General features: G+C 71.8%; 26 protein-coding genes. 21 read left to right on the top strand and 5 right to left on the bottom strand.

Annotated features, from left to right (window positions below; genetic code table 11):
* The first annotated feature begins 86 nt into the window (after nt 1-86).
* Entirely contained in the window at nt 87-308 is a 222-nt protein-coding gene (locus OG623_RS13420; RefSeq protein WP_406146595.1) for a type II toxin-antitoxin system VapB family antitoxin, read from the top strand.
* The gene (locus OG623_RS13415; RefSeq protein ID WP_406146593.1) at nt 305-715 is read left to right on the top strand and encodes a PIN domain-containing protein; all 411 of its coding nucleotides are present in this window, start codon (nt 305-307) and stop codon (nt 713-715) included. Before OG623_RS13420 ends, OG623_RS13415 begins: the two co-directional genes overlap by 4 nt.
* Before the next feature lie 111 nt (nt 716-826).
* Here OG623_RS13415 and OG623_RS13410 read toward each other — a convergent pair whose 3' ends face one another.
* Nucleotides 827-1294 carry an HIT family protein gene (locus OG623_RS13410; protein ID WP_406146591.1) on the bottom strand — a complete coding sequence of 156 codons (468 nt, stop codon included), beginning with the start codon at nt 1292-1294 and terminating at the stop codon, nt 827-829.
* A 136-nt stretch (nt 1295-1430) separates the two neighbouring features.
* Here OG623_RS13410 and glmS point away from each other — a divergent pair, with 136 nt between their 5' ends.
* From glmS to OG623_RS13370, 8 genes are all read left to right on the top strand, one after another.
* Nucleotides 1431-3278, top strand: coding sequence for a glutamine--fructose-6-phosphate transaminase (isomerizing) (glmS, locus tag OG623_RS13405; protein ID WP_406146589.1), 1848 nt, complete (start codon nt 1431-1433; stop codon nt 3276-3278).
* 12 nt (nt 3279-3290) lie between these two features.
* Nucleotides 3291-3659 (top strand): holo-ACP synthase, encoded by a 369-nt coding sequence (locus OG623_RS13400; protein ID WP_406151807.1) that lies wholly within the window; start codon nt 3291-3293, stop codon nt 3657-3659.
* A 4-nt stretch (nt 3660-3663) separates the two neighbouring features.
* Entirely contained in the window at nt 3664-5112 is a 1449-nt protein-coding gene (locus OG623_RS13395; protein ID WP_406146587.1) for an NAD(P)H-hydrate dehydratase, read from the top strand.
* Nucleotides 5113-5149: 37 nt separating this feature from the next.
* The gene (locus tag OG623_RS13390) at nt 5150-5533 is read left to right on the top strand and encodes a DUF488 domain-containing protein (RefSeq protein ID WP_406146585.1); all 384 of its coding nucleotides are present in this window, start codon (nt 5150-5152) and stop codon (nt 5531-5533) included.
* A gap of 60 nt (nt 5534-5593) precedes the next feature.
* Nucleotides 5594-6775, top strand: a complete 1182-nt coding sequence (gene alr, locus OG623_RS13385; protein WP_406146584.1) for an alanine racemase — start codon at nt 5594-5596, stop codon at nt 6773-6775.
* Between the two features lie 74 nt (nt 6776-6849).
* Entirely contained in the window at nt 6850-8070 is a 1221-nt protein-coding gene (locus OG623_RS13380; protein WP_406146582.1) for an alpha/beta fold hydrolase, read from the top strand.
* A 19-nt stretch (nt 8071-8089) separates the two neighbouring features.
* Complete coding sequence (gene tsaE / locus OG623_RS13375; protein ID WP_406146581.1) at nt 8090-8623, top strand: tRNA (adenosine(37)-N6)-threonylcarbamoyltransferase complex ATPase subunit type 1 TsaE; 534 nt, start codon at nt 8090-8092, stop codon at nt 8621-8623.
* Nucleotides 8624-8783: 160 nt separating this feature from the next.
* On the top strand, nt 8784-8969 hold the full coding sequence (locus OG623_RS13370; protein WP_406146580.1) for a hypothetical protein: 186 nt from the start codon (nt 8784-8786) through the stop codon (nt 8967-8969).
* Between the two features lie 76 nt (nt 8970-9045).
* Here OG623_RS13370 and OG623_RS13365 read toward each other — a convergent pair whose 3' ends face one another.
* Nucleotides 9046-9603, bottom strand: coding sequence for a hypothetical protein (locus tag OG623_RS13365; protein ID WP_406146578.1), 558 nt, complete (start codon nt 9601-9603; stop codon nt 9046-9048).
* 169 nt (nt 9604-9772) lie between these two features.
* Here OG623_RS13365 and tsaB point away from each other — a divergent pair, with 169 nt between their 5' ends.
* From tsaB to OG623_RS13345, 4 genes are read left to right on the top strand one after another with little or no spacing between them, the layout of a single operon-like run.
* Nucleotides 9773-10420 carry a tRNA (adenosine(37)-N6)-threonylcarbamoyltransferase complex dimerization subunit type 1 TsaB gene (gene tsaB, locus OG623_RS13360; RefSeq protein ID WP_406151806.1) on the top strand — a complete coding sequence of 216 codons (648 nt, stop codon included), beginning with the start codon at nt 9773-9775 and terminating at the stop codon, nt 10418-10420.
* Nucleotides 10417-10905, top strand: coding sequence for a ribosomal protein S18-alanine N-acetyltransferase (gene rimI / locus OG623_RS13355; RefSeq protein ID WP_406146576.1), 489 nt, complete (start codon nt 10417-10419; stop codon nt 10903-10905). The genes tsaB and rimI overlap by 4 nt, the downstream gene beginning before the upstream one ends.
* Nucleotides 10905-12014 (top strand): tRNA (adenosine(37)-N6)-threonylcarbamoyltransferase complex transferase subunit TsaD, encoded by a 1110-nt coding sequence (gene tsaD / locus OG623_RS13350; protein ID WP_406146575.1) that lies wholly within the window; start codon nt 10905-10907, stop codon nt 12012-12014. The genes rimI and tsaD overlap by 1 nt, the downstream gene beginning before the upstream one ends.
* Entirely contained in the window at nt 12011-12280 is a 270-nt protein-coding gene (locus tag OG623_RS13345; RefSeq protein WP_406146574.1) for a hypothetical protein, read from the top strand. The genes tsaD and OG623_RS13345 overlap by 4 nt, the downstream gene beginning before the upstream one ends.
* A 49-nt stretch (nt 12281-12329) precedes the next feature.
* Here the strand turns inward: OG623_RS13345 and OG623_RS13340 are convergent, their stop codons facing one another.
* A complete protein-coding gene (locus tag OG623_RS13340; protein WP_406146573.1) occupies nt 12330-13043 on the bottom strand; it encodes a TetR/AcrR family transcriptional regulator in 714 nt (237 codons plus the stop codon).
* A gap of 137 nt (nt 13044-13180) precedes the next feature.
* On the opposite strand from OG623_RS13340, the gene OG623_RS13335 reads away from it, so the two are divergent.
* The 4 genes from OG623_RS13335 to OG623_RS13320 all read left to right on the top strand — a co-directional run bounded on the left by OG623_RS13335 (nt 13181) and on the right by OG623_RS13320 (nt 16269).
* The gene (locus tag OG623_RS13335; RefSeq protein WP_406146572.1) at nt 13181-14695 is read left to right on the top strand and encodes an MFS transporter; all 1515 of its coding nucleotides are present in this window, start codon (nt 13181-13183) and stop codon (nt 14693-14695) included.
* Nucleotides 14696-14720: 25 nt separating this feature from the next.
* Entirely contained in the window at nt 14721-15185 is a 465-nt protein-coding gene (locus OG623_RS13330) for a VOC family protein (RefSeq protein ID WP_406146571.1), read from the top strand.
* A 75-nt stretch (nt 15186-15260) separates the two neighbouring features.
* Nucleotides 15261-15533 (top strand): DUF1876 domain-containing protein, encoded by a 273-nt coding sequence (locus OG623_RS13325; protein WP_406146570.1) that lies wholly within the window; start codon nt 15261-15263, stop codon nt 15531-15533.
* A gap of 85 nt (nt 15534-15618) precedes the next feature.
* The gene (locus OG623_RS13320) at nt 15619-16269 is read left to right on the top strand and encodes a hypothetical protein (protein ID WP_406146569.1); all 651 of its coding nucleotides are present in this window, start codon (nt 15619-15621) and stop codon (nt 16267-16269) included.
* Here OG623_RS13320 and OG623_RS13315 read toward each other — a convergent pair whose 3' ends face one another.
* On the bottom strand, nt 16270-17493 hold the full coding sequence (locus OG623_RS13315) for a THUMP-like domain-containing protein (protein WP_406146568.1): 1224 nt from the start codon (nt 17491-17493) through the stop codon (nt 16270-16272).
* Between the two features lie 123 nt (nt 17494-17616).
* Between OG623_RS13315 and OG623_RS13310 the strand changes: the two genes are divergently transcribed.
* The 3 genes from OG623_RS13310 (at nt 17617) to groL (ending at nt 20864) form a co-directional block, all read left to right on the top strand.
* Nucleotides 17617-18549, top strand: coding sequence for a polysaccharide deacetylase family protein (locus OG623_RS13310; RefSeq protein ID WP_406146567.1), 933 nt, complete (start codon nt 17617-17619; stop codon nt 18547-18549).
* Between the two features lie 284 nt (nt 18550-18833).
* A complete protein-coding gene (gene groES, locus OG623_RS13305) occupies nt 18834-19142 on the top strand; it encodes a co-chaperone GroES (protein WP_003966899.1) in 309 nt (102 codons plus the stop codon).
* Between the two features lie 99 nt (nt 19143-19241).
* A complete protein-coding gene (gene groL, locus OG623_RS13300) occupies nt 19242-20864 on the top strand; it encodes a chaperonin GroEL (RefSeq protein WP_406146566.1) in 1623 nt (540 codons plus the stop codon).
* A gap of 86 nt (nt 20865-20950) precedes the next feature.
* Here groL and OG623_RS13295 read toward each other — a convergent pair whose 3' ends face one another.
* The gene (locus OG623_RS13295) at nt 20951-21724 is read right to left on the bottom strand and encodes an SDR family NAD(P)-dependent oxidoreductase (protein WP_406146564.1); all 774 of its coding nucleotides are present in this window, start codon (nt 21722-21724) and stop codon (nt 20951-20953) included.
* Between the last annotated feature and the right edge of the window lie 38 nt (nt 21725-21762).

Raw genomic sequence — 21762 nt, 5'->3', positions numbered from 1 at the left:
GCGGGCTGAGGGGCGGACCCGTGTGTGGATGGCCTACAATTTTTTGTACATGACCCACATCGCCTTGACCTGATGGGAGGCGCCGGATGTCCGTGACCCAGATCGACATAGACGATGACGCACTGGAACGCACCATGGCGCTGTCCAAGGCCAGGACCAAGAAGGAGGCCGTCAACCTGGCGCTCCGGTACTACGCGGACCAGCAGGACCGCGCGGCGCGAATCAGCAGGCACTTCGAGCGTGCGCAGCGTTGGGGAGCTGTGGAGGATGCCGAGCGCCGTCATCGTGCGGAGAAGGCCGATCGGTGATCTACCTGCTCGACACGTCCGGCCTTGTGCGGTTGCTCGGCGACGCCGAGCTGCAGTCCGCCTGGTACGACACCATCTGCGCCGGCGCGGTGGGCTCCTGTTATCCGCAGCGCGCGGAGTTCCTGTTCAGCGCTCGGACCGGCGGAGAGTACGACGAGATCGTGGAGATGTTCACCGACCTGTATCCCGAAGTCTCGGTCCCGAAGAACGCGGGGCGCTGGATCGGGGCGGTGCAACAGCGCATGGCCAGGGCGGGACAGCATCGGAGCGCCTCGGCCGTGGATTTGATCATCGCTGCTACCGCCGCGCACCACGGGCTGACCGTCCTCCACGACGACGCGGACTACCGCACCGTCGCTCAACACGCCCCGGACCTGCGGGAGCACCGTATCCACGACGTCGGCTGACGGCTGACCAGGGGGCGATCGGGTGGGTCGACGCCTGGCGGTGACCGAGGTACCCGTCTGCGGCGACCCGTACGCGCGCTACGGGCCGTGCGGCCCCGCCCTGCTGCCGGGCTACGCGAGATCCGGGTGCTCGCGAAGCCGGGCTCGGAGCGAGAGGGCGATCCGGTCCGCCTGCTCGTCCGTCACCCGTTCGGGCTTCGGGCGCCTCAGCAGCTCGAAGACGCCTGGACCGCGTTGCTCCTGCGGTAGATCCGCCGTGCGCGGCACGATGTGAAAGTGCACGTGGGCAAAGCCCTCGGCTTCGGCGAACTGGACGACGTAGGTCTTGTCGCACCCGGTCACGCCGCGGAGCGCCCGGGAGAGGCCGACCTGCCACGTTCCCAGGGCGGCGGCCTCCGCGTCGGTGAGGTCGTGGACGGCCGTGACATGGCGACGGGGTAGGAGCACCAGCCAGCCCGGAAGCGCGGTGTCGAAGGCATGGGCCACCCGCCAGTGCTGGTCGAAAGCGACGCACTCCCTGGGCGGCAGATCGTCGAACTTCGCTTCCTTCACGCATATGTAGCACTCGGACGTTGTCATGACCCCAGAGCGTAGGGCCCGGTGTCACGTGGGGCCGATGGCCGGCTTGCGTATGTGTGCGTAGCGACGGTCCGGGTCCGACCGCGACGGACCACCCCTGCTGTCCCTCCTCCCCGCGCGGCCTTATGGTGCCGATATGTGCGGAATCGTAGGTTATGTCGGGTCGCAGTCGGCGCAGGATGTCGTGGTTGCGGGGCTCAAGCGGCTGGAGTACCGGGGGTACGACTCCGCGGGGGTCGCCGTCCTCGCGGACGGCGGGCTGGCCTCGGCGAAGAAGGCGGGGAAGCTCCTCAATCTGGAGAAGGAGCTCAAGGACCGGCCGCTGCCGGCCGCGAACACCGGGGTCGGGCACACCCGTTGGGCCACGCACGGCGCGCCCACCGATGCCAACGCCCACCCGCACCTCGACAACGCGGGCCGGGTGGCCGTCGTGCACAACGGGATCATCGAGAACTTCGCGGCGCTGCGGGACGAGCTGGCCGGGCGCGGTCATGACCTGGCGTCCGAGACCGACACCGAGGTGGTCGCCCATCTGCTCGCCGAGGCGTACTCGTCCAGCGGTGACCCCGCGGAGGCCATGCGGCAGGTGTGCCGGCAGCTGGAGGGCGCGTTCACCCTGGTCGCCGTGCACGCCGACGAGCCCGGCACGGTGGTCGGGGCCCGGCGGAACTCGCCGTTGGTCGTCGGGGTGGGCGACGGGGAGATGTTCCTCGCCTCCGATGTGGCCGCCTTCATCGCGCACACCAGGGACGCCGTCGAGCTGGGCCAGGACCAGGTGGTCGAGCTGCGCCGGGACGGGGTGACGGTCACCGGCTTCGACGGTCTGCCCGCCGACGTACGCGAGTACCACGTGGACTGGGACGCGTCGGCGGCGGAGAAGGGCGGCTACGCCTCCTTCATGCTCAAGGAGATCGCCGACCAGCCCAAGGCCGTCGCGGACACGCTGCTGGGCCGGATCGACGGGGAGGGGGTGCTGCGTCTCGACGAGGTGCGCATCCCGGCGGCCGTGCTCCGGGAGGTCGACAAGGTCGTCGTCGTCGCCTGCGGGACCGCCTTCCACGCCGGGATGATCGCGAAGTACGCCATCGAGCACTGGACCAGGCTGCCCTGCGAGACGGAGCTGGCCAGCGAGTTCCGCTACCGCGACCCGATCCTGGACCAGCGCACCCTCGTCGTCGCCATCTCGCAGTCCGGCGAGACGATGGACACCCTGATGGCGGTCAGGCACGCCCGTGAGCAGGGGGCGAAGGTCCTCGCCATCTGCAACACGAACGGGTCGACCATCCCGAGGGAGTCGGACGCCGTCCTCTACACGCACGCGGGGCCGGAGGTCGCCGTCGCCTCCACCAAGGCGTTCCTGACACAGCTCGTCGCCTGCTATCTCGTCGCGCTGTACCTCGGGCAGGTGCGCGGCACCAAGTGGGGCGACGAGATCCGCACCGTCGTACGCCAGCTCTCCGAGATGTCGGGCGCCGTCGACCGCGTCCTGGCCACCATGGAGCCCGTACGCGCGCTGGCCCGCTCGCTGGCCACCCGCGACACCGTGCTCTTCGTGGGCCGGCACGTGGGGTACCCGGTGGCTCTGGAGGGCGCGCTGAAGCTCAAGGAGCTCGCCTACATGCACGCCGAGGGCTTCGCCGCCGGGGAGCTCAAGCACGGGCCGATCGCCCTGATCGAGGAGGGCATGCCGGTCGTGGTGATCGCGCCCTCACCGCGAAGCCGTTCGGTGCTGCACGACAAGATCGTGTCGAACATCCAGGAGATCAGGGCCCGTGGCGCCCGTACCGTCGTCATCGCGGAGGAGGGGGACGAGGAGGTCGTCCCGTACGCCGATCACCTCATCAGGATCCCGGCTACGCCTACGCTGCTTCAGCCGCTGGTCGCCACGGTGCCGTTGCAGGTCTTCGCCTGCGAACTGGCGACAGCCCGGGGCAACGAGGTGGACCAGCCGCGCAATCTGGCGAAGTCCGTGACAGTCGAGTGAGTGAGTGAGCGCGTGATCATTGGGGTCGGGATCGATGTGGCGGAGATCGAGCGCTTCGGCGCCGCGCTGGGGCGCACGCCGCAGCTGGCCGAGCGGCTCTTCCTGGAGCGGGAGTTGCTGCTGCCCGGCGGGGAACGGCGGGGGATCGCCTCGCTCGCGGCCAGGTTCGCCGCGAAGGAGGCCCTGGCCAAGGCGCTCGGAGCCCCGGGCGGGCTGCTCTGGACCGATGCCGAGGTGTGTGTCGAGGACAGCGGGAAGCCGCGCATCGAGGTCCGCGGCACCGTCGCCGCGCGGGCGGCCGAACTGGGCGTGCGCAGCTGGCACGTGTCGCTGAGCCACGACGCGGGGGTGGCGTCCGCCGTGGTGATCGCGGAGGGTTGACGGTATGCGACATGCGTACAGCGTCGAAAGCGTAAGGGCCGCCGAGAAGGCGCTCATGGCACGGCTGCCGGAGGGTGCGCTGATGCAACGCGCCGCCGCCGGGCTCGCGGTGGCCTGCGGCGACCTGCTCCGGCGGCGCGGCCGGGTGTACGGCTCCCGGGTGCTGCTCCTTGTCGGCAGCGGTGACAACGGCGGCGACACGCTGTACGCGGGGGCCAGGCTGGCCAGGCGCGGGGCCGGTGTCAGGGCCGTGCTCACCGCGCCCGGCAAGGTGCACCGGGCCGCACTGGCCGCCCTGCTGGCGGCGGGCGGGCAGGTCGTCCTCGACACCTCCGAGGGGCTGGGCCGTGTCGACCTCGTCGTGGACGGCATCACCGGGATCGGGGGCCGCGGCGGTCTGCGTCCCGAGGCGGCGGAGCTGGTCCGCGCGGTCACCGCCGGCCACGCGCCCGTGCTGGCGGTGGATCTGCCGAGCGGAGTCGAGGCGGACACCGGGCAGGTGCTCGGCCCGGCGGTACGCGCCGACGCGACGGTCACCTTCGGTGCGTACAAGCCGGGGCTGCTCATCGACCCGGCCGCCGAGCACGCGGGCGCGCTCCGGCTCGTCGACATCGGCCTGGGCCCCGAACTGCCGGACCGCCCCGACCTGGAGGCACTCCAGTACGCCGATGTGGCCGCCCTGCTGCCCCAGCCCGACGCCGAGAGCGACAAGTACCGGCGGGGGGTCGTCGGGGTGGCCGCGGGGTCCGGGCGTTACCCGGGCGCGGCCGTCCTCGCGGTCGCGGGCGCGCTGCGCGGCGGCGCCGGAGCCGTCCGGTACGCGGGCCCCGGCGCCGACGCGGTGATCGCCCGCTTCCCGGAGACGCTGGTGCACCCGGGGCCGCCGTCGAAGGCCGGGCGTGTCCAGGCGTGGGTGGTGGGACCCGGGCTCGGCGACGGCACGCAGGCCGCCACGGCGGTCTCCGACGCGCTGGCCATGGACGTCCCCGTACTGGTCGACGCGGACGGGCTCCGGCTGATGGACGCGGGCGCCGTACGCGAGCGGACCGCCGCCACCGTCCTCACCCCGCACGCGGGCGAGGCCGCCGCCCTGCTCGGTGTGGAGCGCGAGGAGGTCGAGGCGGGACGGCTCGCCGCCGTACGGGAACTGGCCGCGCGCTACCGCGCCACGGTGCTCCTGAAGGGGTCGACGACCCTCGTCGCCGGGCCCGGCGACACGCCTGTGCGGGTCAATCCGACCGGCACGCCCTGGCTGGCCACCGCGGGCAGCGGCGATGTGCTCTCCGGGCTGACCGGCTCGCTGCTGGCGGCGGGTCTCGCGCCGCGCGACGCCGCGTCGGTGGGCGCCCATCTGCACGGGCTCGCGGCGCGCCGCGCCGCGGGCGGGGCGCCGCTCACCGCGCAGGACGTCGCGGACGCGGTGCCGGCCGCCTGGCGGGACGTAAGGGCCTGAGCCACGCTGGAAAGGACCGGAACGGAGGCGATCGGACGTGAGCAGCGGCAGCAACATCCGCGTACGCAGGGTCTACGACCCGCCGGAGGAGGACGACGGCACCCGGGTGCTCGTCGACCGGCTCTGGCCGCGCGGGATCTCCAAGGAACACGCGGCGGTCGACCTGTGGGCGAAGGAGGTGACGCCGTCGAAGGAACTCCGCACCTGGTACCACGAGGACCCCGGCAACCGGTACGACGACTTCGTGGACCGCTACCGCACCGAGCTCGGCGACCCCGCGCACACCGAGGCCGTCCAGGAGCTGCTCGCCCTGCTGCGCCGGGGTGGCGCGGTCACGTTCGTCACGGCCGTGAAGGACGTACCGACCAGCCAGGTCCCGGTTCTCGTCGAGCACCTGGAGCACTCACTCGACCACCGGTGACCGCCTCACCGGGCACGGAGGTCGAGGGCACAGGCGTACGGCTCTGAGACACTGGGCGCGATGAACGAGACAGCGACCCTGAGAGCCCGTGCCGAGATCGACCTCGCCGCGTTGCGTGCCAATGTGCGCGTGCTGCGTGCGCGGGCGTCCGGGGCGCAGCTCATGGCCGTGGTGAAGTCCGACGCCTACGGGCACGGGGCGGTGCCCTGCGCCAGGGCGGCGCTGGAGGCCGGCGCGGCCTGGCTGGGCACCGCGACCCCGCAGGAGGCGTTCGCGCTGCGGGAGGCCGGGATCGGCGGCCGGGTGATGTGCTGGCTGTGGACACCGGGCGGCCCCTGGCGCGAGGCGGTCGAGGCGGACATCGATGTCTCGGTGAGCGGTATGTGGGCCCTTGACGAGGTCGTCGCCGCCGCCACGGAAGCCGGGATTCCGGCCCGGGTCCAGCTCAAGGCCGACACGGGCCTCGGCCGCAACGGCTGCCAGCCCGCCGACTGGCCCGAGCTCGTCTCGGCCGCCCGCGCGGCCGAGGACGCGGGCACCCTGCGCGTCACCGGCCTCTGGTCGCACTTCGCCTGCGCCGACGAGCCGGGCCACCCCTCGATCGCCGCCCAGCTGAAGGTCTTCCGCGACATGGTGGCCTACGCCGAGAAGGAGGGCGTCAGGCCCGAGGTGCGGCACATCGCCAACTCCCCGGCGACGCTCACGGTGCCGGAGTCCCACTTCGACCTCGTACGCACCGGCATCGCGATGTACGGCATCTCGCCCAGCCCCGAGCTCGGCACCCCGGCGGACTTCGGGCTGCGGCCCGTCATGACGCTCGCCGCGTCCGTCGCCCTCGTCAAGCAGGTGCCCCCGGGCCACGGCATCAGCTACGGACACCACTACACGACGCCCGCAGAGACGACGCTCGCCCTGGTGCCCGTCGGGTACGCGGACGGCGTCCCGCGCCATGCCTCGGGCCGTGGCCCCGTCCTCGTCGGCGGCGCCGTCCGCAGGATCGCGGGGCGGGTGGCGATGGACCAGTTCGTGGTCGACCTCGGGGGCGACCGGCTCGACGCGGGCGCGGAAGCGGTGCTGTTCGGGCCCGGGGATCGGGGCGAGCCGAGCGCCGAAGACTGGGCACGGGCGGCGGACACGATCGCGTACGAGATCGTCACACGTATCGGAACCCGCGTCCCCCGCGTCCATCTCCACGAGGACGCCGAGGACTCCGAGGACCCGGAGGACTCCGGCCGGGGCTGAGACCCCGGCCCGGGCCCGGCGGGGATCATGGCCCGACGACGGCGGCCACAACGACGACGAAGGAGCACGGCACGGTGAGCGAGACCAGCGCGGAGGACGTGGTGGCGACAGCGGCCGTCGCGGCGGCCGGCTGGCGCCGGGCAGGCGTCGCGGGGGCGGCGATAGGCGTCATCGCAGCGGGCGCCGCAGCGGGCGTCGCCGTCGAGCGGCTCACCGTGGGCCGGGGCATGCGCAAGAAGGCCCGTCTCGCCCTGGACGCCTCAGGTCCGTACGGCTCGCTGCGCGGGATGCCGGGCCGTGCCGTCGCGGACGACGGCACCGAGCTGTACTACGAGGTCGACGAGATCGATCCGGGCGGCGGGACGAGCCGTGCGGCCACGCGCGCCGGTGCGGCAGCGGGCTCCGGCTCGCGCCGGCGCAGACTCTTCGGCAGCAAGGACCCCGCCCCGCTGACCGTCGTCTTCAGCCACGGCTACTGCCTCGGCCAGGACTCCTGGCACTTCCAGCGTGCCGCGCTGCGCGGCCTGGTCCGCACCGTCCACTGGGACCAGCGCAGCCACGGCCGCTCCGAGCGGGGCAGGGCGCAGGCCGATGGCGTACCGGTGGGCATCGACCAGCTCGGCCGCGACCTCAGGGCGGTCATCGACGCGGCGGCGCCCGAGGGCCCGCTGGTGCTGGTCGGGCACTCCATGGGCGGCATGACGATGATGGCGCTCGCCGACCGGTACCCGGAGCTGATCCGCGACCGGGTGGCCGCGGTCGCCTTCGTCGGGACGTCGAGCGGGAAGCTCGGCGAGGTCAACTTCGGGCTGCCGATGGCGGGGGTGAACGCGGTGCGCCGGGTGCTGCCCGGGGTGCTGAAGGCGCTCGGCTCGCAGGCGGAGCTGGTGGAGCGGGGCCGGCGGGCGACCGCCGACCTGTTCGCGGGGCTGATCAAACGGTATTCGTTCGGCTCGCGGGACGTGGATCCGGCCGTCGCGCGGTTCGCCGAGCGGCTCATCGAGTCCACCCCGATCGATGTGGTCGCCGAGTTCTATCCGGCCTTCACCGAGCACGACAAGAGCGGGGCGCTGCCCGCCTTCCGCGACATCCCGGTGCTGATCCTGGCCGGGGACAAGGATCTGGTGACGCCCAGCTCGCACAGCGAGGCCATCGCGGACGAGCTTCCGGACGCGGAGCTGGTCATCGTGCCGGACGCCGGTCACCTGGTGATGCTGGAGCACCCCGAGACGGTCACCGACCGGCTCGCGGACCTGCTGGTGCGGATCGGAGCGGTTCCGGCCCAGGGAGGCTGATCCTCTACCGTTGGTCGGCATGGAAGCAGCGCACAACGGCTCGGTGGCCGGCACCGCCGCACCGGGCACCGTCACCCTGGACGTCGCCGTCGAGTCCCCCGAAGAGATGAAGGAGCTGGGCCGCCGCATCGCCGGTGTGCTGGCCCCCGGCGACCTGGTGATGCTCACCGGCGAGCTCGGCGCGGGCAAGACGACCCTGACCCGCGGCCTCGGCGAAGGCCTCGGGGTGCGCGGCGCCGTCACCTCGCCGACCTTCGTGATCGCCCGGGTCCACCCACCGCTGGGCGACGGCCCCGCCCTGGTCCACGTCGACGCGTACCGCCTGGGCGGCGGCCTCGACCAGATGGAGGACCTGGATCTCGATGTGTCGCTGCCGGACTCGGTGATCGTCGTGGAGTGGGGCGACGGCAAGGTCGAGGAGCTCTCCGACGACCGGCTGCGGGTGGTGATCGACCGCGCGGTCGGCGACACGGACGACGAGCGCCGCACGGTGACCCTGGTGGGGATCGGCGCGCGCTGGGCCCGACTGGGCGCGGAGCTGGCGAAGGACTGAACCGCCCGGCCAGGTGGCATCCCGGGCCCCGCGCGTCGTCTTTTTCCGACGGCCTGTCGGTAAAATGTTGCGCGGGGGAGGCCCGTCGTGGTCACATGGGACACGGAGACTGGTTAGGTCTACCTAACCAGGTCTCTCGCCGAAGCCCGAGGAGGCATCCATGCCGGTACCCGAGCGTGAAGTGCGGCCGCAGCCGTCGCAGGCGGAGCAGCCGTCGGTGTCCGCGGTGTCGATGAAGGACCTGCTGGCCTCCTGCGCGGCAGCGACGGCGGTCTCGACACCGCCCCGCGACGACGGGCACGCCGACGAGGACGAGGCCGAAGACGTGGGGCGCGACGCGGCGTGAGCCGGCCGTCGGCCGCCGTGCCGGTGGCGGGTGTGCTGCCGGTGGCGCGTGCTGCCGGGGGCAGCCCGTAGCGACCTCAGGGGACGACGACGACCTTCACGCCGATCGTGGCGAAGGTCCACAGCGCGTTGCCGTCGGCCCGCTTCATCCGCACCCCGCCGGTCTTGATCGTGGGGTCGGGGCTCGCCATCGAGTCGTCCTGCGCCGCGCTGAAGCCGACCGACACATCGCCGACGTTCGCGAAACGCACCACGTGTTCGATCATGACGCCGTCCGAGCCCTTGATGCTGCCGGAGCGCGAGGTCACCGGGTACACGCCGGGCAGCGGGCTCACGGAGCTCGGCATGACGGTGAACGTCCGGAGCGCCTTCTCCTTGTCGTTCACGATCCACACCCGGCGGTCCTTCAGCGCGTACACGACGCGGGTCCCCGTGTCGGAGTCCTCGGGGATCGCGAGCGGCTGCTTCGGGGCCTTCGGTTTCGGCGAGGGCGCGGGCGTGGCCCCCGAGGGGGCGGCCGAGGGCGCCGCGACCGAATCGGGTGCGTTCGCGGACGCCTGGTAGGCGAGGAAACAGACCGCGGCCAGCGCCGCGGCAGTGAGCCCGGCCACGATTCCCGAGCTGCCCCTTGCCACCGTGAGGTCCCCTTTCACATGCCGTGCGCGATATGTCGTACAAGCATTTACGTCGTACACGCGTATACCCGGCGACGGTACCAGCAGCGGAAGGGGAGACCGGGACGATGCACGGGCTGCCATGACCGGGTCGGCGGAGCCGTAGGCTGTTTGTGTGCTGCTGCTCGCCATGGATACCGCCACCCCCGCCGTCACCGTCGCCCTCCACGACGGGTCGTCCGTCGTGGCCGAGACCGGCCGGATCGACGCCCGGAGGCACGGGGAGCTGCTGCTGCCCGCCGTCGACCGGGTCCTCGCCGAGGCCGGGGTGACGCTCGACGCCGTGACCGATGTGGCCGTCGGGGTCGGCCCCGGCCCCTACACCGGGCTGCGTGTCGGCCTCGTCACCGCCGCGACCTTCGGCTCCGCCCTCTCCGTGCCGGTGCACGGGCTGTGCACGCTCGACGCCCTCGCGTACGCCGCGGGTTCGGACGGCCTCGAAGGCCCCTTCGCCGTCGCGACCGACGCGCGCCGCAAGGAGGTCTACTGGGCGCGGTACGAGGACTTCCGCACCCGGGACGGTGAACCCGCAGTCGACCGGCCGGCCGACATCGCGGACCGGCTCGCCGGACTGCCCGTCGCCGGTGCGGGCGCGCTGCTCTACCCCGAGGTCTTCACCGAGGCCCGCGGCCCGGAACACGTCCGCGCCGGAGCGCTCGCCGCCCTGGCCGCCGAACGGCTGGCCGCCGGCGCCGCGCTGCTGCCACCGCAGCCGCTCTATCTGCGCAGGCCCGACGCCCAGGTCCCGAAGAACTACAAGGTGGTCACCCCCCAGTGACGACCGCGACCGCTGTGCTCCGCGAGATGCGCTGGTGGGACATCGAGCCGGTGCTGGATCTTGAACACGAGCTGTTCCCCGACGACGCCTGGTCGGCCGGCATGTTCTGGTCCGAGCTGGCCCGTGCGCGCGGGCCGGGGTCCACCCACCGCTATGTCGTCGCCGAGGACCCCGAAGGCCGGCTCGTCGGCTACGCGGGCCTCGCGTCGGCCGGCGACCTCGCCGACGTCCAGACGATCGCGGTCAGCCGGGGTCAGTGGGGCGGCGGCCTCGGATCCGAGCTGCTGACCGACCTGCTCAGGCACGCCACGGCCTTCGAGTGCACCGCCGTGCTCCTGGAGGTCCGTGTCGACAACACCCGCGCGCAGAAACTCTACGAACGCTTCGGCTTCGAACCCATCGGCTTCCGCCGTGGCTACTACCAGCCGGGGAACATCGACGCACTCGTCATGCGCCTGACCGTACAAGGAACAGAGACAGACTGATGGCTGACGAACCGCTCGTACTCGGCATCGAGACCTCCTGCGACGAGACCGGTGTCGGCATCGTGCGCGGCACGACGCTCCTCGCCGACGCCGTCGCCTCCAGCGTCGAGACGCACGCCCGCTTCGGCGGTGTCGTCCCGGAGATCGCCTCCCGCGCCCATCTGGAGGCGATGGTGCCCACCATCGAGCGCGCGCTGAAGGACGCCGGGATCAGCGCCCGTGACCTCGACGGCATCGCCGTCACGGCGGGACCCGGGCTCGCCGGGGCGCTGCTCGTCGGGGTGTCGGCCGCCAAGGCGTACGCGTACGCGCTGAACAAGCCGCTGTACGGCGTGAACCACCTGGCCTCGCACATCTGCGTCGACCAGCTGGAGCACGGCCCGCTGCCCGAGCCGACCATGGCGCTGCTGGTGAGCGGCGGGCACTCCTCGCTGCTGCTCGCCCCCGACATCACCAGCGACGTACGACCGCTCGGCGCGACCATCGACGACGCGGCGGGCGAGGCCTTCGACAAGATCGCCCGGGTGCTGGACCTCGGCTTCCCCGGCGGCCCCGTCATCGACCGGCTGGCCAGGGAGGGCGACCCGAAGGCGATCGCCTTCCCGCGTGGACTGAGCGGCTCGCGTGATCCCGCGTACGACTTCTCGTTCTCCGGCCTCAAGACGTCCGTGGCGCGCTGGATCGAGGCGAAGCGCGCCGCCGGTGAGGACATTCCCGTGCGGGACGTGGCCGCGTCCTTCCAGGAGGCCGTGGTGGACGTCCTCACCCGCAAGGCCGTCCGGGCCTGCAAGGACGAGGGCGTCGACCATCTGATGATCGGCGGCGGGGTCGCGGCCAACTCGCGGCTGCGCGCGCTCGCCGAGGAGCGGTGCGAGAAGGCGGGGATCCGGCTGCGCGTCCCCAGGCCGGGGCTCTGTACGGACAACGGGGCCATGGTCGCGGCCCTGGGCGCGGAGATGGTGGCGCGCAACCGCCCCGTGTCGGACCTGGACCTCTCTGCGGACTCCTCGCTGCCGGTCACCGAGCCCCATGTGCCGGGCACCCACAGCCACGATGCGCACAGCCATGACCATGTGCACGAGGTCAGCAAGGACAACCTGTACTCATGAGCTCCACGACCATCGTCCTGATGTGGGAGGCCCGCGCCGCCGATGGCCGGGGCGATGAACTCCTGGAGTGGGCGCGGGCCCGCTCCGCCGGACTGGCCCGCGAGCCGCACCGCCGCGAGCTGCTGCGCGCCCCGCAGGACCGGGTCCTGGTGATGACGTGGTGGCGGGACGCGGCGTACGGCGACGACCTCCCCGAGCTCCCGGAGCCCGACGCCGCCCTGGTCACCCGCCCGGTGCACCGCTGGCGCTTCGAGTCGGTGGACTGAGCGGAAGCACTTCGGCGGGCGCGGAGGACTCGGCGGGCGCGGAGGCGCGTCAGGCTTCCGTGTCCCGCGTCCCCCGCCGGATCAGGCCCTCCACGATCGCGTCGAGCTCCTCGACGGTCTCGTAGGCGGCGGCGTACTCGCGCCAGTGGTCCTTCACCTCCGTGAGGCGGGGCAGCTCGGCCGCGTCCTCGGCGGTGACCATCTCGGGGAAGAACTGCCGCCGCGGCGGGTTCTCCGCGCGGCGGGCCGCCGCCCTGCGGAAGACCAGGTCCCCGTAGACGTAGTTCCAGATGGTCCGGTACGCCCGCACGGACCGCGCGGGGGAGAGGCCGCAGGCCTGGGCGCAGTCGATGATCTCCTCGACCATCCACAGGGCGTCGTGGTCGGTCAGCCCGCCGAGGGCCAGGATGTCCAGCACCCAGGGGATCCTGGCGATGATGTCGTGCATGTGCGCGGCGACCGCCACCAGCCGCTCGCGCGGGTCGTCGGGCAGTTCAGGGCGCGGGAACGTGGCGGCGGTGCCGGACAGGGTGAGCATCAGCAGCTCGTCCTTGTCCTGTACGTAGTGGTAGAGCGCCATGGGCGTGCTGCCCAGCTCCTTCGCCACCCGCCGCATGGTCAGGGCGGCCAGGCCCTCCTCCTCGACGATGCGGCGCGCGGTGGCGACCATCACGTCCGGATCCAGCCTGCGGGGCCGCCCCACGGCACGCGCCGCCGTTCCCCGTCCGCCGCCCGTCGTCGTCTTCTTCTCGGTGCCTGACACCTGGGCATTCTCTCCTTCCGGGCTTCCCTTCCTCAGGTCCGGGCCCCTCCTGGAGCTCCCGCGCTTATTTTCTATACGTGTATGGTAATTCAACGGCCGGGCAGCACGACCGGGAAGCGTCAAGCGGGGGGGACGTCATGGGCGGCAAGAGGAACAGCGGGGCGGGGACCGGGGCGGAGAGCCGCCCGGAGAGCGGTCCGGCGGGGGAGCGGCACACGCGGTGGCTGCTGGTGGTGGCGCTCACCGTGCAGTTCCTCGTGTCGCTCGACATGTCCGTGGTGAACGTGGCACTGCCCGACATCCGCAGTGACCTCGGCTTCGGCGGCGACGGGCTGCTGTGGGTCGTGAACGCCTACGCCCTCGCCTTCGGCGGACTCCTCATGCTCGGCGGCCGGCTCGCCGACCTCGCCGGACCCCGCCGTGTCCTGATGGCCGGCCTGGCCCTCTTCGGGCTCGCCAGCCTGGCGGGAGGGATCGCCTGGTCGCCCGGGTCGCTGGTGACGGCACGCGCGGTGCAGGGCGTCGGGGCCGCGGCTCTCGCGCCTGTGGCATTCGCCCTGATCACCCTGGCCTTCCCGGCCGGGCCCGCCCGGTCCAGGGCGCTCGGGCTGTGGGGCATGGCGGGCGCGGCGGGCGGCGCGGTCGGGGTGCTGGCGGGCGGCGTGCTCACCGACGCTGCGGGCTGGCGCTCCGTGATGCTGGTCAACGTGCCGATCGTCGTCTTCGCCCTGGCCGCCGCCGTGCGTTCGGGGCCGGTCGGCGGGCAGCGCAGGACCGGTGCGCGTCTTGACGTCGCAGGGGCACTCCTGGCCACGGCCGGGACGACGCTGCTGGTCCTGGGGCTGGTGCGGACGTCGGAGGACGGCTGGGGCTCGGCCGCCACGCTGACCGTCATGGGCTCGGCGGTGATCCTGCTGGGCGGCTTCGTCGCGGTCGAGCTGCGCACCACGTCCCCGCTGCTCAGGCCCGGCCTGCTGAAGGGGCGCCCGGTGCTCACGGCCAACCTGTTCTGTCTGCTGCTGGCCTCGGCCCAGTTCGGGGCGTTCTATTTCGTCTCGCTGTACATGCAGCTGGTCCTCGGGTTCGGCCCGACCGCCGCCGGGTTCGCGTTCCTGCCGTTCTGTGTGGGCATCGTCGTGGGCTCGGTCCTCGCCACCCGTGCGGTCGCCGCGCTCGGCATCCGGCGGCTGATGACGCTGGGCGGGACCCTGGCGGCGCTCGGGATGGGCTGGTTCGCGACCACCGCCACGGTCGACGGCGGATTCCTCTCCTCCATCCTCGGTCCGTCGCTGCTCTGCTCCCTGGGCATCGGACTCTGCTTCGTCCCGCTCGGCACGGCCGCGACGACCGATGTGCCCCCGGGGGACACGGGTATGGCGTCCGGGCTGCTCAACAGCTCGCGGCAGGTCGGCGGTTCGCTCGGCCTCGCGGTCCTGGTGACCGTCGCCGCCCAGGTCACCGGCGGCGGCACCGGGCTCACCGAGCTGTCCTCGGGATACGCGGCCGCGTTCTGGGTCGCGGCGGGTCTCCTGGCGGCCGCCGCGCTGGCGGCGTACGTCCTGTTGCCGGGGGAGCGCGGGGCGGCGACCGTGGAGGGACCGACCGATGAGTTCGAGGAGCGGGACCGGTCTACCTTGCACAGCGAACGATGACGTCCATCGAGGCGAGGAGAAGACCATGCAGAAGATCAGGCCCTGTCTGTGGTTCGACGACCAGGCCCAGGAGGCCGCGGAGTTCTATGTCTCGGTCTTCGGCGGGGACTCCCGCATCACCGACGTCAGCTACAACTCCGAGACCGCGCCGGGGGAGACCGGCAAGGTCCTCACGGTCGCGTTCGTGCTCGCGGGCCAGGAGTACCTCGGCCTCAACGGCGGCCCGCACTTCCGGTTCAGCGAGGCCGTCTCGCTCAGCGTGGACTGCGTGGACCAGGAGGAGGTCGACACCCTGTGGGCGAAGCTCACCGAGGGCGGTGAGGAGAGCGACTGCGGCTGGCTGAAGGACAAGTACGGCCTGTCCTGGCAGATCGTCCCGCGTGCGCTGACCGAGCTGCTCGGCGACCCCGACCGCGCGCGGGCCGACCGCGTGATGAAGGCGATGCTGGGCATGCGCAAGCTCGACGTCCAGGCCCTGCGGGACGCCTGAGGCGCGGCGCGCACACCGTGCGCCCGCCCGGTATCGGGCGCACCCTGGAAGCAGGTACCCAGGGAGGTGACCGACATGATGGAGACCACGGTCGGCTGGCACATAGAGCTGGAATTCGAGGAGGACACCCACAGGACCCGCGCGGCCGCGATGGTACGGCTGAGCGACGGGACCGAGGTGCGGGCCCACGGATACGCCAGCCGCCACCCCGCCGACGCCGAACAGCCGAGGGTCGGCGAGGAGATCGCCGGCGCCCGCGCGCTGAACGAGCTGGCGATGAAGCTGCTCACCAAGGCGCACGACGAGATCGACGAGGCATCCGGCCGCACGTCGTACCCGCTGGCCTGAGGATCCGGCAGGCCTGAGCTTCAGGCCGGCCTGGGGCTCCGGCAGGCCTGACGGCGACCCCGGTGTACTCGGTAAAGTCGGGCCCATGCCTCGCAGTTCACCGCTTCCGCCGCCACCCCCGCCCGTGGAGATACGTACGTGGCCCGACCGTGACGCGCTGCTGAGGGACCGGGCGCTGATCCTCGGTGAGCTGGTGAAGATGTTCATCGGACCCGGCAGGCTCGGGATCCTGTGGATGTGGGCGGGGATCGCCGCGCTCGGCTGGTCCCTGGCGGGATCGGCGTTCCTCATGTTCGAGGACGCCGAGGACGCCCTCGGTGTCGTACCCGGGGTCATCTGCCTCGCCATCGGCGCCGTCGTGCTGGTCCCCGCCGCCGTTCTCATGGCTGTCGGGGTGGCCAGGGACCTGCGGGTCCACCGTCTCCTCGTGGAGTGGGGCGGGCTCGACCGTGACCCGCGGGGTGACATGGTCCTGCGCCGGCCGCGCGCGAGCCTCGTGTGGCTGCTGATGTCGTTCGTGCTCTGCGCCGTCGGCCTCTTCGGCTGCGTGGCCGTCCCCGCGACCGCCAGGGCCGGGGAGGAGACGTACGGTCTGGTGGCCTGGCTGGTGGGGCTCGGGTTCATCGGCTGGCTGACCGGGCTGACCGGCATCGTCAAGGCGGTCTCCCACCGCCGCTGGGTGCTGCGGGTGCTCGCCGGGGTACCGGCGGACCCGCTGGTCACGGTGCGCGGCTGATCAGGCCTGCCGCACCGGCTGCCCGAGCAGCATCGTCGGAGCCCCGGCCACCCGGGTCAGGAAGACGGTGGCCGCGTGCGGGCCCTGAAGCTTCATCTTCCGTCGCAGCTCCTCGGGTTCGACCGGTGAGCCGCGCTTCTTGACGGTCAGGACACCCACCTGACGCTCCCTCAGCAGCGCCTTCAGCCTCTTCATGTTGAAGGGCAGCTGATCGGTGATCTCGTAGGCGGCGGTCGCTTCGGACGCGTACGGCCTGTCGCTCGTGACGTACGCGATCGTCTCGTCGATCAGCCTGCCGTCGCACCGCTCCACGATGTCGGCCACCAGATGGGCGCGGATCACGGCGCCGTCCGGCTCGTGCAGATACCGGCCGACCGGGCCGACCGGCGGTGCGGGGAGCGGGCCTTCGGAGACGAGCGTCGTGCGCGACGGGAGCAGCGTGGCCCGGAAGGCGCCGGGGGTGAAGCCGTCGCCGAACCAGAGCACGGCCTCCTTCACATCGCCGCCGTCCGAGATCCACTCGGCCTCGGCCCCCGGTTCGATGGCCTCGTGCGGGACGCCGGGGGCGATCTTCAGCGCGGCGCGCGGGGCCTTCAGCGCGGCCCCGGTCGCCCAGGAGAGCGGCGGAGAATAGGCCTCGGGGTCGAAGATGCGGCCCCGCCCGCCACGCCTCGCCGGGTCGACGAAGACCGCGTCGTACGGGGAGGTGTCGACCTCGGTGACGTCGGCGCACCGGACCTCGACGAGGTCCTGGATGCCGAGCGCCTCGGCGTTCGCACGGGCGACCATGGCGGTGAGCGGATCGCGGTCCACCGCCAGGACCGAGATGCCCGCACGGGCCAGGGCGATGGCGTCGCCGCCGATGCCGCAGCACAGGTCGGCCACGCTCCGTACGCCGAGCTCCGCGAACCGCCCCGCGCGGTAGCCGGCGACCGAGGTGCGGGTCGCCTGTTCCACGCCGTCCGGGGTGAAGAACATGCGGTACGCGTCCGCCGCCCCGAACTTCGCCACCGCACGCTGCCGCAGCCGCGCCTGGCCGAGCGCCGCCGACACGAGGGCGGCGGGATGTGTGCGGCGCAGCCGGGTCGCGGTCGCCAGTTCCCTGGCCGGGTCGTGGTCGCGCAGCTCGTCCAGGAGGGCCGCGCCCTCGGGCGTGCGCAGGGCGGCGAAGGCGGCGAGCGGGTCGGCCGGGTCGGGCCGATCGGCAGGGGGAAGGGCGTTCACGGGTCCATTGTGAGCCAGCCGGGGGACCTCGCGGGCCGCCCGGATGTGTCGCGTGGGGCGGCCGGTGCCCCGGTGGCAGGATGCGGCGCCATGCAACTAGTACGACAAAACGACAAATCTGTCATGAAGCGGCACAGACCGGCCTGCGCGATCCTGGTCGCCCTGCTGCTCGGCGCCGCCGCTTCCGGATGCGCCGATGCCACGGACGAAGGGGCCGCCGGTCGGCAGAAGCCGGCCGCGGGGCCCGAAGCCACCGCCGGGCGGTCGGAGGCCGCGGTCCCGCCGCAGGCAGGGCCCGCCGGCGTCGAGGCCAAGGCGGCGCGGCTGAAGCGGGAGCAGGCCGCCCGGGTCGCCGTCGCGAAGAAGTGGGGCCTGGCCAAGCCTCCGCTCGTCGCGCCCGTGGCGCCCGCGGTGAAGCCGCACATCACCACCCGTAAGGGGTTCGAGGTCGAGGGTGGCGGTAAGGGGCTGCCGCCGGTCTTCACCAGCGTGCCGACCAAGGAGCGGGTCGTCTTCCTGACCATGGACGACGGCTCCGAGAAGGACCCCGAGCTGCTCCGGATGATGTCGGAGCTGAAGATCCCGTACAGCGCCTTCCTCAGCGACTACGAGATCAACGACAACTACGGCTACTTCAAGGACATGCAGGCCAGGGGCGTCACGCTCAACAACCACACGCTCAACCACCGTTATCTCCCGGGGCTCTCCGCGGACGAGCAGCGCGAGGAGATCTGCGGCTCGCAGGACAAGATCGAGAAGAATCTGGGCAAGCGCCCCGTCCTCTTCCGCCCGCCCTACGGCAACTACAACGGCGACACCCTGCGCATCGCCAAGTCCTGCGGCATCAAGGCCGTGCCGCTGTGGAGCGCCGAAGCCTTCCCCGACCACATGGACTGGCGCGAGGAGGACCAGGACCTGCACCCCGGCGACATCATCCTCACCCACTTCCGGGGCCGTGAGGACTGGGACGCCTCCATGGCGGACATGATCCGCAACGTCATGAAGACGGTCACGGACAAGGGGTACGCCGTGGCCAGGCTGGAGGACTACGTCTGACGGAAGGCTGCGGAATGCTACGGAGAACTGCGGAACGCTGTGGAGATCTCCCGCGTTGTCCGGGCGTACGCCGGTGACGCGGCGCCACGCGCGGGTGGTGAATTGGCACTCCGCTTGACCGAGTGCTAATCGCGGTCATAGTCTCAGTGCTGGCACTCCCCGATGGAGAGTGCCAGCACAACCGCGCGACAGGACAGGTCCGGCACCCGCGACGACGGATCGACCCTGGAGCCATCCCACAGACTGTTAAACCCCGTGAGATCTCCGAAGGGGGAGACCGGATCGTGTCGACCACCAGCTCCAAGGTTGCGATCAAGCCGCTCGAGGACCGCATTGTGGTCCAGCCGCTCGACGCCGAGCAGACCACGGCTTCCGGCCTGGTCATTCCGGACACCGCCAAGGAGAAGCCCCAGGAGGGCGTCGTCCTGGCCGTGGGCCCGGGCCGCTTCGAGAACGGCGAGCGTCTGCCGCTCGACGTCAAGACCGGCGACGTCGTTCTGTACAGCAAGTACGGCGGCACCGAGGTGAAGTACAACGGCGAGGAGTACCTCGTCCTCTCGGCGCGCGACGTTCTCGCGATCGTCGAGAAGTAATTCACCCAACGTTTGCTTCTGTTCTGCGCCCCTGGCCCCCTGCGAAATAACTAGCCGGGCGGCGAGGGGCGCAGTTCGTTTGAGAGGACAGCTCAGCCCATGGCGAAGATCCTGAAGTTCGACGAGGACGCCCGTCGCGCCCTTGAGCGCGGCGTCAACAAGCTTGCCGACACGGTGAAGGTGACGATCGGCCCCAAGGGCCGCAACGTCGTCATCGACAAGAAGTTCGGTGCCCCCACCATCACCAACGACGGTGTCACCATCGCGCGCGAGGTCGAGCTCGACGACCCGTACGAGAACCTCGGTGCCCAGCTGGTGAAGGAGGTGGCGACCAAGACCAACGACGTAGCGGGTGACGGCACCACCACCGCCACCGTGCTCGCCCAGGCCCTCGTCCGCGAAGGCCTGCGCAACGTCGCCGCCGGCGCATCCCCGGCCGCCCTGAAGAAGGGCATCGACGCCGCCGTCAAGTCCGTGTCCGAGGACCTCCTCGCGACCGCGCGCCCGATCGACGACAAGGCCGACATCGCCGCCGTGGCCGCGCTCTCCGCGCAGGACCCGCAGGTCGGCGAGCTCATCGCGGACGCGATGGACAAGGTCGGCAAGGACGGTGTCATCACCGTCGAGGAGTCCAACACCTTCGGTCTGGACCTTGAGTTCACCGAGGGCATGGCCTTCGACAAGGGATACCTCTCCCCGTACATGGTGACCGACCAGGAGCGTATGGAGGCCGTCCTCGACGACCCGTACATCCTGATCCACCAGGGCAAGATCGGCTCCATCCAGGAGCTGCTGCCGCTGCTGGAGAAGGTCATCCAGGCCGGTGCCTCCAAGCCGCTGCTGATCATCGCCGAGGACGTCGAGGGCGAGGCGCTCTCCACCCTCGTCGTCAACAAGATCCGTGGCACCTTCAACGCCGTCGCGGTGAAGGCCCCGGGCTTCGGTGACCGCCGCAAGGCCATGCTCGGCGACATCGCCACCCTCACCGGTGCGACCGTCATCGCCGAGGAGGTCGGCCTCAAGCTCGACCAGGCCGGTCTGGACGTGCTGGGCACCGCCCGCCGCGTCACCGTCTCGAAGGACGACACGACCATCGTCGACGGCGGTGGCAACACCGAGGACGTCAAGGGCCGCGTCAACCAGATCAAGGCCGAGATCGAGTCCACGGACTCCGACTGGGACCGCGAGAAGCTCCAGGAGCGCCTCGCGAAGCTGGCCGGCGGCGTGTGCGTGATCCGTGTCGGTGCCGCCACCGAGGTGGAGCTCAAGGAGAAGAAGCACCGTCTGGAGGACGCCATCTCCGCGACCCGCGCCGCGGTCGAGGAGGGCATCGTCTCCGGTGGTGGCTCCGCTCTGGTCCACGCCGTGAAGGTCCTGGAGGGCAACCTCGGCAAGGCCGGCGACGAGGCCACGGGTGTCGCGGTCGTCCGCCGCGCCGCCGTCGAGCCGCTCCGCTGGATCGCGGAGAACGCGGGCCTCGAGGGCTACGTCATCACCTCGAAGGTCTCCGAGCTCGACAAGGGCCAGGGCTTCAACGCCGCGACCGGCGAGTACGGCGACCTGGTGAAGGCCGGCGTCATCGACCCGGTCAAGGTCACCCGCTCCGCCCTGGAGAACGCCGCGTCCATCGCATCGCTGCTGCTCACGACCGAGACCCTGGTCGTCGAGAAGCCGGCCGAGGAAGAGGAAGAGGCCGGTCACGGCCACGGCCACGCTCACTAGTACGGCTCCGTACGCAGCCGAGGCCCGGTACCCCCGTCGCGGGGGCACCGGGCCTCGGTGCTGTCAGGGACCTTGCGGCCTTCCGCCTACTGCGGCCCGTACGTCCGGCCCGCGCGGGAGGTGACTCCGCCCAGGACGCTGCGGGGCGTCAGCTTCACCAGGCTCATCAGCGCCTTGTAACGCGGGTCGGGGATGGACACCGACCTGCCGCGGGCCAGGTCCGCCAGGGCCGCGGTCACCAGCTTGTCCGCGTCGAGCCACATCCAGTCCGGGATGCTGCCCGTCCCCATCCCCGCCCGCTCATGGAACTCGGTCCGCACGAACCCCGGGCACAGCGCCATCAGCCGCACCCCCGAACCCGCGAGATCCTTCGCCGCGCCCTGGGTGAACTGGACGACCCAGGCCTTCGACGCCCCGTACGTCCCCCGTGGCAGGAAGGCCGCGACCGAGGCCACATTGACCACCCCGCCGCGCCCGCGCTCCCGCATCGCCCCCGCGGCGGCCGAGGTCAGCCGCAGCACCGCCTCGCAGTGGACCTTCAGCATCGTCAGCTCATCGGCCACCGGGACGTCCAGATAGCGCCCCTTGTTGCCGAAGCCCGCGTTGTTGACCAGCAGATCCACGGGGCTCACCCGGTCCGTCAGCCGTGCCGCGACCGACTCGATCCCGGCATCCGTGGACAGGTCGGCCGTCAGCACCTCGGCCTCGATGCCGTGGCCGTCGTGCAGCTCCGTCGCCTGCGCCCGCAGCCGCTCCGTGTCACGGGCCACCAGCACCAGATTGTGCCCGTCAGCCGCGAGCCGCCGTGCGAAGGCGGCCCCGATCCCCGCCGTCGCGCCCGTAATCAGTGCAGTCGTCATAGCGGCACGTTAGCTTCCGCGTGCGGGGGTGCCCGACC

The sequence above is a fragment of the Streptomyces sp. NBC_01012 genome, from assembly GCF_045162755.1.
Taxonomy (GTDB): domain Bacteria; phylum Actinomycetota; class Actinomycetes; order Streptomycetales; family Streptomycetaceae; genus Streptomyces.
Note: the sequence above shows the minus strand (reverse complement) of the source record. Positions and strands in the feature narration are given on the sequence as shown.

Coding starts and splice junctions, on each gene's coding strand:
- tsaD (WP_406146575.1), top strand. CDS start 10,905: ATGGCTGACGAACCGCTCGTACTCGGCATCGAGACCTCCTGCGACGAG.
- OG623_RS13345 (WP_406146574.1), top strand. CDS start 12,011: ATGAGCTCCACGACCATCGTCCTGATGTGGGAGGCCCGCGCCGCCGAT.
- OG623_RS13335 (WP_406146572.1), top strand. CDS start 13,181: ATGGGCGGCAAGAGGAACAGCGGGGCGGGGACCGGGGCGGAGAGCCGC.
- OG623_RS13420 (WP_406146595.1), top strand. CDS start 87: ATGTCCGTGACCCAGATCGACATAGACGATGACGCACTGGAACGCACC.
- OG623_RS13395 (WP_406146587.1), top strand. CDS start 3,664: ATGCGACATGCGTACAGCGTCGAAAGCGTAAGGGCCGCCGAGAAGGCG.
- glmS (WP_406146589.1), top strand. CDS start 1,431: ATGTGCGGAATCGTAGGTTATGTCGGGTCGCAGTCGGCGCAGGATGTC.
- OG623_RS13310 (WP_406146567.1), top strand. CDS start 17,617: ATGAAGCGGCACAGACCGGCCTGCGCGATCCTGGTCGCCCTGCTGCTC.
- OG623_RS13330 (WP_406146571.1), top strand. CDS start 14,721: ATGCAGAAGATCAGGCCCTGTCTGTGGTTCGACGACCAGGCCCAGGAG.
- alr (WP_406146584.1), top strand. CDS start 5,594: ATGAACGAGACAGCGACCCTGAGAGCCCGTGCCGAGATCGACCTCGCC.
- groL (WP_406146566.1), top strand. CDS start 19,242: ATGGCGAAGATCCTGAAGTTCGACGAGGACGCCCGTCGCGCCCTTGAG.
- OG623_RS13410 (WP_406146591.1), bottom strand. CDS start 1,294: ATGACAACGTCCGAGTGCTACATATGCGTGAAGGAAGCGAAGTTCGAC.
- tsaB (WP_406151806.1), top strand. CDS start 9,773: ATGGATACCGCCACCCCCGCCGTCACCGTCGCCCTCCACGACGGGTCG.
- OG623_RS13320 (WP_406146569.1), top strand. CDS start 15,619: ATGCCTCGCAGTTCACCGCTTCCGCCGCCACCCCCGCCCGTGGAGATA.
- OG623_RS13295 (WP_406146564.1), bottom strand. CDS start 21,724: ATGACGACTGCACTGATTACGGGCGCGACGGCGGGGATCGGGGCCGCC.
- OG623_RS13370 (WP_406146580.1), top strand. CDS start 8,784: ATGCCGGTACCCGAGCGTGAAGTGCGGCCGCAGCCGTCGCAGGCGGAG.
- tsaE (WP_406146581.1), top strand. CDS start 8,090: ATGGAAGCAGCGCACAACGGCTCGGTGGCCGGCACCGCCGCACCGGGC.
- OG623_RS13325 (WP_406146570.1), top strand. CDS start 15,261: ATGATGGAGACCACGGTCGGCTGGCACATAGAGCTGGAATTCGAGGAG.